The sequence below is a fragment of the Pseudomonas sp. 6D_7.1_Bac1 genome (assembly GCF_025465945.1).
Taxonomy (GTDB): domain Bacteria; phylum Pseudomonadota; class Gammaproteobacteria; order Pseudomonadales; family Pseudomonadaceae; genus Aquipseudomonas.
Map to the genome: position 1 here is coordinate 1 of NZ_JANLNW010000071.1, position 12804 is coordinate 12804.

At 59.7% G+C, this 12804-nt stretch carries 9 protein-coding genes; 4 read left to right on the plus strand and 5 right to left on the minus strand.

From position 1 onward, the window contains the following. Positions 1–211 precede the first annotated feature (211 nt). Positions 212–427, minus strand: coding sequence for a ribosome modulation factor (gene rmf / locus NTD87_RS18810; RefSeq protein WP_003223300.1), 216 nt, complete (start codon positions 425–427; stop codon positions 212–214). Between the two features lie 545 nt (positions 428–972). Here rmf and rlmKL point away from each other — a divergent pair. Continuing rightward, a complete protein-coding gene (rlmKL, locus tag NTD87_RS18815) occupies positions 973–3243 on the plus strand; it encodes a bifunctional 23S rRNA (guanine(2069)-N(7))-methyltransferase RlmK/23S rRNA (guanine(2445)-N(2))-methyltransferase RlmL (RefSeq protein ID WP_262115645.1) in 2271 nt (756 codons plus the stop codon). Positions 3244–3381: 138 nt separating this feature from the next. Beyond that, positions 3382–5781 carry a diguanylate cyclase gene (locus NTD87_RS18820; protein ID WP_262115647.1) on the plus strand — a complete coding sequence of 800 codons (2400 nt, stop codon included), beginning with the start codon at positions 3382–3384 and terminating at the stop codon, positions 5779–5781. A 172-nt stretch (positions 5782–5953) separates the two neighbouring features. Here NTD87_RS18820 and dacB read toward each other — a convergent pair whose 3' ends face one another. Then, a complete protein-coding gene (dacB, locus tag NTD87_RS18825) occupies positions 5954–7414 on the minus strand; it encodes a D-alanyl-D-alanine carboxypeptidase/D-alanyl-D-alanine-endopeptidase (RefSeq protein WP_262115649.1) in 1461 nt (486 codons plus the stop codon). 234 nt (positions 7415–7648) lie between these two features. Here dacB and NTD87_RS18830 point away from each other — a divergent pair, with 234 nt between their 5' ends. Beyond that, positions 7649–7993, plus strand: a complete 345-nt coding sequence (locus tag NTD87_RS18830) for a YggL family protein (protein WP_262115650.1) — start codon at positions 7649–7651, stop codon at positions 7991–7993. A gap of 44 nt (positions 7994–8037) precedes the next feature. On the opposite strand, the gene NTD87_RS18835 is transcribed toward NTD87_RS18830, so the two are convergent. Next, entirely contained in the window at positions 8038–9228 is a 1191-nt protein-coding gene (locus NTD87_RS18835) for a benzoate/H(+) symporter BenE family transporter (RefSeq protein ID WP_262115651.1), read from the minus strand. Between the two features lie 376 nt (positions 9229–9604). Between NTD87_RS18835 and NTD87_RS18840 the strand changes: the two genes are divergently transcribed. Further along, positions 9605–10369: a GntR family transcriptional regulator gene (locus NTD87_RS18840; protein WP_262115653.1), complete on the plus strand. Its 765-nt coding sequence runs from the start codon at positions 9605–9607 to the stop codon at positions 10367–10369. 153 nt (positions 10370–10522) lie between these two features. On the opposite strand, the gene guaD is transcribed toward NTD87_RS18840, so the two are convergent. Further along, positions 10523–11827, minus strand: coding sequence for a guanine deaminase (gene guaD / locus NTD87_RS18845; protein ID WP_262115654.1), 1305 nt, complete (start codon positions 11825–11827; stop codon positions 10523–10525). 23 nt (positions 11828–11850) lie between these two features. Continuing rightward, positions 11851–12693 (minus strand): xanthine dehydrogenase accessory protein XdhC, encoded by an 843-nt coding sequence (xdhC, locus tag NTD87_RS18850; protein WP_262115656.1) that lies wholly within the window; start codon positions 12691–12693, stop codon positions 11851–11853. Positions 12694–12804: the final 111 nt, after the last annotated feature.

Here is a 12804-nt window from a genome sequence, read left to right on the forward strand (position 1 = left end):
AAATAACCCCAACTATGTGGTGAGGGGCTTTTGTGGGGGGGGAGCAAGCTCCCTCGCCACACAGCATTTCAGTTATTGGTCTTGAGTTGTTTACAGGAATAAAAAAGGGCTCCTCGAAGGAGCCCCAGGGCCGAAGCCCGCCGCCCGGATAGGACGTGCGTGGTTAAGTCATTGCGTAATCAGATTGTCGTGTCGGAATGAGTGCCCTGTATTAGCCGACGGCGTGAAGTTCGTTGAGTCTATGGATTCCCGCAGTGCCGGTCATACCGTCCCAGTTGTCGCCGCGTCCTTCTCGCCAGCCGTTGATCCAGGCTTGACGTACCGACGGTAGAGTAAATGGGCAAAGCTCACGGGATTTGCCACCAACGCCATATTGATATCCGCGCAAAAATGCTCTTTCCAACGGATCACGCTTAAGTCTTCTCATAGGGTGTTTCCCTCACTTGTTGACTGTGTTCATTGCGTCGACCTCTATCGAGGTCAGGCAGAAAAATTTCTGCCGTTGGTGGCTCGCTGCCGGCGTCACGAGCCAAGGTGTTGACGTCGTTGCGGCGTCAACCTGTATTGAGTTCTAACCAATGCGTCACATCGAGGGAATGATCGTTTTGTCATAAGGACGTAACCATTTAGGTGCTATGGCCATAAGAAACACCTCGTTTGTAGCCGTTTTGATAAGCAAAGCCCGCTATGATCAGCCTCCCACTAGATGATGAGGCTAATCCTTTAGTGAGAATGTCCACCCGTAGCACTCGGGTACTATTCGACGAAGGGTCGAGTTATGACATTTTGTTGCAAAGAATTTTTTATCTGCCCGGGCATCTAAGCTATTTCAACCGATTGGTTGGCTGTGCGGCCAGGGTGGGACGGCACACTTTCGTGCCACGCGAGCGCTCTTCAAGAAAAGCGCTTGATTGAAAACCGAGCGGTCAATGCGTTGCCCGTTCACTTATTGCTAAAGGCCCTGGAACTCCCATGTCGGATCGTTACGAACTCTTCCTCACTTGCCCCAAAGGCCTCGAAGGTCTGCTTATCGAGGAAGCCGTCGGGCTTGGCCTTGAGGATGCGCGCGAGCACACGTCGGCCGTGCGCGGCATGGCCGACATGGAAACGGCTTATCGCCTGTGCCTGTGGTCACGTCTGGCTAACCGGGTACTGCTGGTGCTCAAGCGTTTCCCGATGAAGGACGCCGAAGACCTCTACCATGGCGTGCTGGATATCGAGTGGCAAGATCACATGCTCAATGACGGCACCCTGGCCGTTGAATTCAGTGGTCACGGCTCGGGTATCGACAACACGCACTTCGGCGCCCTGAAAGTGAAGGACGCCATCGTCGACAAACTGCGCACCCCGTCGGGCGAGCGTCCGTCCATCGACAAGCTCAACCCTGACCTGCGCATTCACCTGCGCCTGGACCGTGGCGAAGCGATCCTGTCCCTCGACCTGTCCGGTCACAGCCTGCACCAGCGCGGTTACCGCCTGCAGCAAGGTGCAGCGCCGCTGAAGGAAAACCTCGCGGCGGCGATTCTGATTCGTTCCGGCTGGCCGCGGATTGCGGCTGAAGGCGGCGCCCTGGCTGACCCGATGTGCGGTGTGGGTACCTTCCTCGTCGAAGCCGCGATGATCGCCGCCGACATGGCGCCGAACCTGCGTCGCGAGCAGTGGGGCTTCACCGCCTGGCTCGGTCACGTGCCGGCGTTGTGGAAAAAACTTCATGAAGAGGCCAGCGCCCGCGCCGCTGCCGGTCTGGCCAAGCCACCGCTGTGGATTCGCGGTTACGAAGCCGACCCGCGCCTGATTCAACCGGGCCGCAACAACGTCGAGCGTGCCGGCCTGAGCGAGTGGATCAAGATCTACCAGGGCGAAGTCGCGACCTTCGAGCCGCGTCCGGACCAGAACCAGAAAGGCCTGGTGATCTGCAACCCTCCGTACGGCGAGCGTCTGGGCGACGAGGCGAGCTTGCTCTATCTCTACCAGAACCTCGGCGAGCGTCTGCGTCAGGCCTGCCTGAACTGGGAAGCGGCGGTGTTCACCGGCGCGCCGGACCTGGGCAAGCGCATGGGGATTCGCAGCCACAAACAGTATTCGTTCTGGAACGGTGCCTTGCCGTGCAAATTGCTGCTGATCAAGGTCCTGCCGGATCAGTTTGTCACCGGTGAGCGTCGTACCCCGGAACAGCGTCAGGCCGAACGTGAACAGGCTGTCTACGATCAGTCGCCGGCCGAGCCGCAAGAGCGTCAGTACAACAAGAACGGCAACCCGATCAAACCTGCACCGGCGCCGGCTCCCGTCGTTGAACAGGCACGCCTGAGCGAAGGCGGGCAGATGTTTGCCAACCGCCTGCAAAAGAACCTCAAAGCCTTGGGCAAATGGGTCAAGCGTGAAGGGGTCGACTGCTACCGCGTCTACGATGCCGACATGCCGGAATACTCCATGGCCATCGACCTGTACCACGACTGGGTCCATGTTCAGGAATACGCGGCACCGAAGTCGATCGATCCGGAAAAAGCCTCGGCGCGTATGTTCGATGCGCTGGCAGCCATTCCGCAGGCCTTGAATATCGATAAGAGCCGGGTGGTCGTCAAGCGTCGCGAGCGTCAGAGCGGCACCAAGCAGTACGAGCGCCAGAGCGCCCAGGGCAAGTTCACCGAGGTGAACGAAGGTGGCGTGAAGTTGCTGGTCAATTTGACTGATTACCTCGACACCGGGTTGTTCCTCGACCACCGGCCAATGCGTTTGCGGATTCAGAAAGAGGCCGCCGGCAAGCGCTTCCTCAACCTGTATTGCTACACCGCGACGGCCAGCGTCCATGCGGCCAAAGGCGGCGCGCGCAGCACCACCAGCGTCGACCTGTCGAAAACCTACCTGGACTGGGCGCGCCGCAACCTGTCGCTGAACGGCTTCTCTGACAAGAACCGCCTGGAGCAGGGCGACGTGATGGCCTGGCTGGAAGCCAACCGTGACGAATTCGATATGATCTTTATCGATCCGCCGACCTTCTCCAACTCCAAGCGCATGGAAGGGATCTTCGACGTGCAGCGCGACCACGTGCAGTTGCTGGATCTGGCCATGGCCCGTCTGGCGCCGGGTGGCGTGTTGTACTTCTCCAACAACTTCCGCAAGTTCCAGCTCGAAGAAAACCTCACGGCGCGCTATGCCGTCGAAGAGATCACCGCGCAAACCATCGACCCGGACTTTGCCCGTAACGGCAAGATCCACCGCGCCTGGAAAATCATGGCGCGCTAACGGTAAATTGGATCCATGGAGCCTTGATTTTTCTGGGCTCTATGGTCTTTTTACACTGGCTAATCTAGTGGCTAATGGCTATAACTTCACTCAAAGCCAAGGTGACGCCAAAGCACGCCGGCGTTCTGAGTTTTGCTTATGCCGTTGCACGCCGTACGACCCAAGATCCTGGGCTTCATCAGTGAAGATGTTTCGGCCTGGCTCATTGCGCTGCTGGTTCTACTGACCGGCGGCGCGCTGACAGGGTTGCTCGCCTGGGCCAACCTCAACCTGCACCATCAGCAGGTGGCGCAGGGTTTTCAATTGCTGGTCAGCGAGCGCAAGAGCCGGATTGCCGAGCGTTTCGACGATCAGGAGCAGCGTCTCGATAGCCTGCGGCGATTCTTCGTCAACTCCGAATCGGTGTCCCGTGAAGAGTTCGACGGTTTTACCAAAGCACTGCTGCAAAGAACTCAGGCGTACGCCTGGGCGCCGTTGGTTGCCCGCAGTGAACGTGCTGCGCTCGAGCAACAGGAGCGCAAGCAAGGTGTCGCCGGGTTTTCCATCCGCGACTTGAAGCCTTCGGCAGAGCTGCAACCGGCCGCCTTGCGTGATGAGTACGCGCCAGTGTTATACAGCCAGACGCAAAGCTTGAAAGGTGCGCCACTGGGTTTTGATTTGCTGTCGGAGCCGGCACGTCGCGCAACCCTGCAAAGGGCCCGCAGCCTGAATGGAATAGCAGTGTCCGATCCCATGCAGTTGATTGGTGTCGATCCTGAGTATGCCCGGGGTGTATTGCTGGTCGAGCCGGTTTCGCGTTATGCCGAAGCGCCCGGACATGCTGCCGCGCCCGTTGGTTATGTGCTGGCTGTCATCAGCATGCGTCAGTTGGTGGCCGATGGTTTTCCGATGCCCGGTCAGGACAATCTGGTGGTGCAGATTCGCGGTCGGGCGCAGGACGGTCAGTCAGAGGCGCTCTACGAATCCCCCAATCCGGTGGCGAATCAACCGTTGCATTACCGCTCGATGTTGCGCCTGGGCGATCATGTCTACGATCTCGACATTCGTTCCAGCACGGTGTTTGAGCGTGCCAATCATTCGGCGGTTGCCAGCCTGTTCGTGATGGGCGCTCTGTTGAGCGTGCTGCTCAGTGCTTTGCTCTACATTCTGGTCAGTCAGCGGCAACGGGCGCTGGCGCTGGTCGAGCAGCGTACCCGAGAGTTGCGCCTGCGTGAGCAGGAGTTGAAGGGCGCTCATGGACAGTTACGCGGGGTGCTGGACGCCGCGACCCAGGTGGCGGTGATTGCTACCGATCTGCGCGGTGTGATCACGACCTTCAATGCGGGGGCCGAGCACATGCTCGGCTATCGCAGTGTTGATGTGCTGGGGCATATGACCCTGGAAAGCTTGCACCTGCCCATTGAGCTGGAAGCACGCGCCATGGAGCTCAGTCAGCGTTACGGCAAGCCAGTGCCGAGCTGTCAGGCGATGCTGGTGGAGGGTGGCGAAGAGGGCAGGCATGAAGCGCGTGAATGGACCTTGGTTCGGCAGGATTACAGTCACCTGACAGTGAACATGCTCGCCACGGCCGTGCTTGATGAGCAGGGGCTTTGGGTCGGGCATCTGGCAATCTGCATCGACATCACCGAGCGCAAACGGGTGCATGAAGCGTTGGCGGCGCGCGATCTGTTGCTCAAGAAACTCAGCGCGCATGTTCCGGGCGGTATTTACCAGTTCAAGATGGCGGCGGACGGGCGCTTCAGTGTGATCTACGCCAGTGACGGCATCCGCGATATTTACGAGCTCGATCCGGACGTGCTGCAACAGAATGCCGAGGCCATTTTCAAGCGGATTCATCCGCAGGACGTGGCTCGGGTGCGTGCCTCGATCCGTATCTCCTCGCAAAAGCTCAGCCCGTGGCGCGAAGAGTACCGTGTGCAGTTACCCGTACGTGGCCTGCGTTGGGTGCGCGGCGAGGCAACGCCGGAAGAACTGCCCGGCGGTGGGGTGCTGTGGCATGGCTATATTTCGGATATTTCCGACCTCAAACGGGTCGAGGAAGAGCTGCGCGCGTTGTCGGTGACCGATTCGCTGACCGGAATTCACAATCGGCGCTATTTCCAGGAGCGACTGACCACGGAAATGGCTCGGGTCGAGCGCGGTATCGGGACGTTGGCAGTGATCATGCTGGATATCGATCACTTCAAACGCATCAATGATGTGTATGGCCACGCGGCGGGCGATCGGGTGTTACAGGCGATCTGTCAGCGTATCCGCCACCGCTTGCGCCGCACCGATGTGTTCTGTCGCATGGGGGGTGAGGAGTTCATGGTGCTGTGTCCGGACACCGACGGGCAGAACGCCCATATGTTGGCCGTCGAGCTGTGGCAGAGCTTGCGTAATACGCCAATCGACGGGTTGGGCACGGTGACTGCCAGCTTCGGCATCGCCAGTTGGCGTTGCGGAGAAGGTGCTGATGCCTTGCTGCTGCGCGCGGATTCTGGGGTTTACGCCGCGAAACAGGCGGGACGGGATCGGGTTGAGGTGGAGCAGGCGTAGACCGGTACAAGCCTGCGTGGCGAGGGAGCTTGCTCCCGCTGGGGTGCGAAGCGCCCCTGAAAGCGATGACCCGCATTGGGCCAGATATAACTCAATCGTTGATTTTGCGGCTGCTGCGCAACCGAGCGGGAGCAAGCTCCCTCGCCACAGTTGCGCAGTGTTTAAGTGAGGCTTACAGCGCCGAAGCCGCTGTCGGCAGTTTCGGCTGGCGGTACAGGTCCAGCAGCACTTGGTCGAGCACCGAATGCGCGCCAAAAGGTGCGGGATCGTTGAGGATCGCGACCACTGCCCACGTATTGCCGTTGATGTCGCGGCTGAAACCGGCGATAGCGCGCACGGTGTTCAGGGTGCCGGTCTTGACGTGTGCCTCACCCTTCATCGCGGTGGTCTTGAGGCGTTTGCGCATGGTGCCGTCGGTACCGGCAATTGGCAGCGAGCTGATGTACTCGGCGGCATACGGGCTACGCCAAGCGGCTTGCAGCATGCTCGCCATTTCACGGGCGCTGACCCGTTCGGCGCGCGACAGGCCGGAACCGTTCTCCATCACCAGGTGCGGCGCAGTGATGCCTTTCTTCGCCAGCCACTGACGGACCACACGTTGCGCTGCTTTTGCATCGTCCGCATCCGCGTCGGTGCGGTATTTCGCACCCAGGCTCAGGAACAACTGCTGAGCCATGGTGTTGTTACTGTACTTGTTGATGTCGCGGATGATTTCCGCCAGGTCCGGTGAGAACGCTCGGGCCAATACCTTGGCGTCTTTCGGTACGGCAGCCAGACGATCCTTGCCCTGGATGCTGCCACCCAATTCCTGCCAGATCGCCCGTACAGCGCCTGCGGTGTAGGTCGCGTGGTCGAGCAGCGAAAGATAAGTCTGCGAACTGCAGCCGTCGCCCAACTGGCCCGCCACTGTCACGGACACGCTGCCGTCGGCCTGGGTCACCGGGTTGTAGCGCACGCCGCCGGTGCACTGTTTGGCGTTGATGGCCTTGACCTGGTTGTCGATGCGAATGCTGGCGATCGGTGGCTCGACCGACACCAGCACCTTGCCCGAATCGTTGCGTGCGACAAAGCGCAGGGCCTTGAGGTTGACCATCAGTGCGTCGGGCTTGACCAGGAACGGCTTGTTCTCGTCATTACCGTCGTCATTGAACTCAGGCAGTTGCGGCTGGACGAAGAAACTGCGGTCCAGTACCAGGTCGCCGGTGACTTGCTGCACGCCATTGGCTCGCAGGTCGCGCATCAGCAGCCAGAGTTTTTCCATGTTCAGCTTCGGATCGCCGCCACCCTTGAGGTACAGGTTGCCGTTCAGGATGCCGCCACTGAGGGTGCCGTCGGTGTAGAACTCGGTTTTCCACTGGTGGTTCGGGCCGAGCATTTCCAGCGCGGCGTAGGTGGTCACCAGTTTCATGGTCGAGGCCGGATTGACCGAAACGTCAGCGTTGAAAACGGTCGGTGTGCCGGGGCCATTGAGTGGAATCATCACCAGCGACAGGGCGCTGTCCTGCAACTTGCTGGCTCTGAGGGCCTTTTCGACATTGGGTGTCAGTGCGGTGTTGACCGGGGCTGCAGAAATCGGGAAGGCCAGAGGCACAAGCAGACTGGCGAGAAGCAATGGACGCAAAGATTTGATCATCTGAAATAAAACCCTACAGCCGAGGGGGAAAAAGATGAGGGCATGGAGATAAATTCCCTCAGTGGTCACGAAAGTGTCGGCATTATGCCCCAAGGAATGGTGCCCTGTGCCGTACACGGGGGGCTTAATCGGCTATTTTTTTACCGGCGGTAGGCACAAGCTCCCAGAGAGTCGGGCAAACAGCGGCTTAAACTGCTAAAGTGCTGCCCGTTATTACTTTTGAGGATTGTTCCAATGGCGACTAACCGTTCCCAGCGTCTGCGCAAAAAACTGTGCGTCGATGAATTTCAAGAGCTGGGTTTCGAACTGAACCTGGATTTCAAAGAAGATTTGGCTGATGCAGCCGTTGACGCTTTCCTCGATGCATTCCTGAAAGAAGCCATGGAAGCGAACGGCCTCGGCTACGTTGGCGGCGACGACTTCGGTCTGGTTTGCCTGCAAAAACGTGGCTCGGTCAGCGCTGAACAACGCGCCGCCGTTGAAGCCTGGCTGAAGGCTCGCACCGAGCTGACCAGCGTTGAAGTCAGCCCGTTGCTGGACGTCTGGTACCCGGAAAAGCCGATCAATCCGGTAGCTTGATGTTCTAAAAAACGGCGACCCAAGGGTCGCCGTTTTTTTATGTCTCAAGCCTTGCGCCCGTTCAGAATCATCAGCGTCAACACCCCCGCCACAATCCCCCAAAACGCCGAGCCGATGGAAAACAACGTCAGCCCCGACGCAGTGACCATAAAAGTGATCAACGCCGCTTCACGTTCTTTCACCTCGCTCATGGCGATGCTCAGACCGTTGATGATCGAGCCGAACAACGCCAGCGCAGCAATCGACAGCACCAGCTCTTTTGGCAACGCGGCGAACAATGCGGCCAGGGTTGCGCCAAAGACCCCGGCAATCCCGTAGAAAATCCCGCACCAGACGGCCGCGGTGTAACGCTTGTTGCGATCTTCATGGGCATGCGGCCCGGTGCAGATCGCCGCGCTGATGGCTGCCAGGTTGATCCCGTGGGAGCCAAATGGCGCCAGCAGCAGCGAGGCGATGCCGGTGGTGGTGATCAGCGGCGAGGCCGGCACGTTGTAGCCGTCGGCGCGCAATACAGCGATGCCGGGCATGTTTTGCGAGGTCATGGCCACCACGAACAGTGGAATGCCGATGCTGATGGTCGCCGCGAGGGAAAAGTGCGGAGTGGTCCAGACGGGCGTTGCCACTTCGAGGTGGAAACCGCTGAAATCCAGCAAGCCCATGAACCCGGACAATGCCGTACCGATCAGCAGCGCCACCAGCACCGCATAACGTGGCGACAGGCGCTTGACCACCAGGTAAGTGAAAAACATCCCCAGCACCAGGCCGGTGCGATGCTGGGCGGCGACGAAGATTTCGCTGCCGATCTTGAACAGAATCCCGGCCAGCAACGCAGCGGCCAAAGAGGCGGGAATACGTTTGACCAGGCGCTCGAAGCTGCCGGTCAGGCCGCAAAGGGTCACCAGTAGGGCGCAGGTGATGTAGGCGCCAATCGCCTCGCCGTAGGTCACACCCGACAAGCTGGTGATCAGCAGCGCCGCACCGGGCGTCGACCAGGCGATGGTGATCGGTGTGCGATAGCGCAAAGACAAACCGATCGAGCACACGGCCATGCCGATCGAAATCGCCCAGATCCACGACGAAATCTGCCCGCTGGTCAGGCCCGCCGCCTGGCCGGCCTGGAACATCAGCACCAGCGAGCTGGTGTAGCCGGTCATCATGGCGATGAACCCGGCGACGATGGCCGAGGGTGACGTGTCGGTCAGTGGGCGAAGTTGCGCGTGAGTGGCGTCGGTCATGGCGCGGTGTTCCTTGTTCTTGATAGACGAATAAAGTCCGCAGTTGCCAGTGTGGCGAGGGAGCTTGCTCCCGCTCGGCCGCGTAGCGGCCGTAGTTTGTGAGCGAGGTTATCTGAATAAACGAGTTGGCAGGTTTCAGGACTGCTGCGCAGTCCAGCGGGAGCAAGCTCCCTCGCCACAGGTCATGTGTTCAAGCCTAAACTTAAACGCAGCGGGTCGTTGCGATACAGCGGGGGGCGTAAATGGCCGTACAGTCGTGTTGCCACCGCGGGTTGTGTACAATGTGCTCAGTTTTTTTCGCAATACTTGCCAGCGACCCACTGTGCCGTATTACAGTCACAGTCAATTCGCCGCAGTTCTCCCGACTCGAGTGCCCATGAACGAACAGTTGCAGCCCCTCAAGAAACAACCGCGAGCAGGTAAAGCCGGCCGCAGCGGGACCCAGGACGATATCGTCTATGCGCATATCTTCGAGGCCATCCTCGAACAGCGCCTGGCGCCCGGTACAAAATTGAGCGAAGAGGCGCTGGGGGAAATTTTCGGGGTCAGTCGCACGATCATTCGCCGCGCGCTGTCGCGTCTGGCCCACGAAGGTGTGGTGCTGTTGCGCCCCAACCGTGGCGCCGTGGTTGCCAGCCCGAGTGTCGAAGAAGCCCGTCAGGTGTTCATGGCGCGGCGTCTGGTTGAGCGGGCGATCACCGAGCTTGCGGTAGAACACGCGACGGCGGAGCAGATTGCCGAGTTGCGGCAGATGGTCAACGATGAGCGCGACAGTTTCTCCCGGGGTGACCGTGGTGCCGGTATTCGTCTGTCTGGTGAGTTCCACCTGAAGCTGGCCGAGGCGGCGAAGAACGCCCCGCTGATCAGCTTCCAGCGCAGCCTGGTGTCGCAGACGTCCCTGATTATCGCCCAGTACGAAAGCGGAAACCGCTCGCACTGTTCTTACGATGAGCACACTCAGCTGATCGATGCCATCGAGGCCCGCGATGCCGAACTGGCGGTGAACCTGATGATGCATCACATGGATCATATCGACAGCAAGCTCAACCTCGACGAAGAAAGCGCCTCGGACGATTTGCACGCCGTGTTCTCGCACTTGTTGCAGACCAAGAAGCCAGGGCGGTCAACCGCTAAACTCTGATAGACCGCGGCGCGCCCATCGCGAGCAGGCTCGCTCCCACAATTGAAATGCATTCCCCTGTGGGAGCGAGCCTGCTCGCGATAGCGATCTGATAGGCAATAAAAATCCCCCGGGCTGAAAAGCTGCGGGGGATTTTTTTATGCCTGGGGAAACTTAGCGCTGATGCACCAGGTTGCCCGCCGCATAGGTCTGCAACACCGTCCGGTCGTCACCCAATGTCATCAACACAAACAACGTCTCAGCGATGGTGTTGGCCTGTTTCAGGCGATAGCTGAGCAGGGGCGTGGCGTTGTAGTCCAGCACCAGGAAGTCGGCGTCGGTGCCCGGTTGCAGGGTGCCGATCTTGTCTTCCAGGCGCAGTGCGCGCGCGCCGCCGAGGGTCGCCAGGTACAGCGATTTGAACGGGCTCAGGCGTGCGCCTTGCAGTTGCATGACTTTGTAGGCTTCGTTCAGGGTCTGCAGCAGCGAGAAGCTGGTGCCGCCACCGACGTCGGTACCCAGGCCGACGTTCAGGTTGTGCTTCTCGGCCATCGGCAGGTTGAACAGGCCACTGCCGAGGAAGAAGTTCGAGGTCGGGCAGAAGGCGATGGCCGAACCGGTTTCGGCCAGGCGTGCGCATTCGTCGTTGCACAAGTGCACACCGTGAGCGAACACCGAACGCTCACCCAAGAGTTTGTAGTGGTCGTAGACGTCCAGGTAGCCCTTGCGCTCCGGGAACAGCTCTTTGACCCATTCGACTTCCTGCAGGTTCTCACTGATGTGAGTCTGCATGTACAGATCAGGGTATTCGCCGAGCAACTGGCCGGCGAGGGTCAGCTGTTCCGGGGTGCTGGTCGGGGCGAATCGCGGGGTGACAGCGTAGTGCAGGCGACCTTTGCCGTGCCAGCGTTCGATCAGTGCCTTGCTTTCGACGTAGCTGGATTCGGCGGTGTCGGTCAGGTACTCCGGCGCGTTACGGTCCATCATCACCTTGCCGGCGATCATCCGCAGGTCGAGCTTCTCGGCGGCTTCGAAGAACGAATTCACCGATTGCGGGTGCACGCTGCCGAACACCAGCGCGGTGGTGGTGCCGTTGCGCAGCAACTCCTTGATGAAAATATCAGCGACTTCTTCGGCGTGGGCCTTGTCGGCGAACTGGTTTTCGCACGGGAACGTGTAGGTGTTGAGCCAGTCCAGCAGTTGTTCACCGTATGCCCCGACCATGCCGGTTTGCGGCAGGTGAATGTGGGTGTCGATGAAGCCTGGGGTGATCAGTGCATCCTGATAATGAGTGATTTCAAGGTCGGCGGGCAGGCTGGCGAGCAGCTCGCTGGCGTGGCCGACGGCGCTGATCCGGCCGTTTTCAGTCACCAGCAAACCATCTTCGAAATACTCGTAAGAGGCTTCGATACCCACCACGGCAGGGTCGGCGATGCTGTGCAGAATGGCGGCACGGTAGGCTTTGCGAGTCAAAGGCATTGTCGTTCTCGGTTCGTGGCTTTTTAGTTCGAAGCGTGGCTGCGGCGTGAGGCAGGCAGCAGTTTGGCAATCGGTTCGGCTTTCGCGGTGTGCTGGCCGAAATTGGCGTTATAGGTGGCGATGATTTCGCCGGCGATGGAGATGGCGATTTCTACAGGCAATTTGCCTTTGACCTCGCCCAGGCCCATCGGGCAGCGCATGCGTTGCAGCACGGCGTTGTCGAAACCGCGCTCGCGCAGACGGTGTTCGAATTTCACTCGTTTGGTCTTCGAACCGATCAGGCCGAAGTAGGCAAAGTCGTTGCGCTTGAGGATTGCCGCAGTGAGTTCCAGGTCGAGCTGGTGATTGTGGGTCATGACGATGCAGTAACTGCCAGCGGGCAGGTCGTCGATTTCGTCCACCGGTTCTTCGGCGACGATTTTACGCACGCCGTGGGGGATCTGTTCGGGGAACTCCGCTTCCCGCGAGTCGATCCAGCGCACCCGACAGGGCAGGCTGGCCAGCAACGGCACCAGCGCCCGGCCGACGTGGCCGGCGCCGAACACGGCAATCTGCGCCTGTACCTGGCCCATGGGTTCGAACAGCAACACGGTCACGCCACCGCAGCACTGGCCGAGGCTGGCGCCGAGGGTGAAGCGCTCCAGGTGAGTGTCCTGTTTGCCACTGGCAAGCATCTCCCGGGCGACCTGCATCGCCTTGTATTCCAGATGCCCGCCACCAATGGTGTCGAACGCCTGCGTGGCGCTGATGACCATCTTCGAGCCGGCATTGCGCGGCGTCGAGCCAAGCTCTTCGATGATGGTCACCAACACACAGGGTTCACCCAGGGTTTGCAGGTCGGCGAGGGCGTCGATCCAGTTGTACATGTTCACCTCAACATTTCTGTTGTCTGTTCGGCCGCCATCGCGAGCAGACGGAACGCCGCCCGGCTGCTCCCACATTGGATTTGTACAGGTCCAACAATCAGCACATAACCC

What these genes read in the sequence shown, in the direction of transcription:
- rmf (WP_003223300.1), bottom strand. Translation starts at nt 427, where the DNA reads ATGAGAAGACTTAAGCGTGATCCGTTGGAAAGAGCATTTTTGCGCGGA.
- rlmKL (WP_262115645.1), top strand. Translation starts at nt 973, where the DNA reads ATGTCGGATCGTTACGAACTCTTCCTCACTTGCCCCAAAGGCCTCGAA.
- NTD87_RS18820 (WP_262115647.1), top strand. Translation starts at nt 3,382, where the DNA reads ATGCCGTTGCACGCCGTACGACCCAAGATCCTGGGCTTCATCAGTGAA.
- dacB (WP_262115649.1), bottom strand. Translation starts at nt 7,414, where the DNA reads ATGATCAAATCTTTGCGTCCATTGCTTCTCGCCAGTCTGCTTGTGCCT.
- NTD87_RS18830 (WP_262115650.1), top strand. Translation starts at nt 7,649, where the DNA reads ATGGCGACTAACCGTTCCCAGCGTCTGCGCAAAAAACTGTGCGTCGAT.
- NTD87_RS18835 (WP_262115651.1), bottom strand. Translation starts at nt 9,228, where the DNA reads ATGACCGACGCCACTCACGCGCAACTTCGCCCACTGACCGACACGTCA.
- NTD87_RS18840 (WP_262115653.1), top strand. Translation starts at nt 9,605, where the DNA reads ATGAACGAACAGTTGCAGCCCCTCAAGAAACAACCGCGAGCAGGTAAA.
- guaD (WP_262115654.1), bottom strand. Translation starts at nt 11,827, where the DNA reads ATGCCTTTGACTCGCAAAGCCTACCGTGCCGCCATTCTGCACAGCATC.
- xdhC (WP_262115656.1), bottom strand. Translation starts at nt 12,693, where the DNA reads ATGTACAACTGGATCGACGCCCTCGCCGACCTGCAAACCCTGGGTGAA.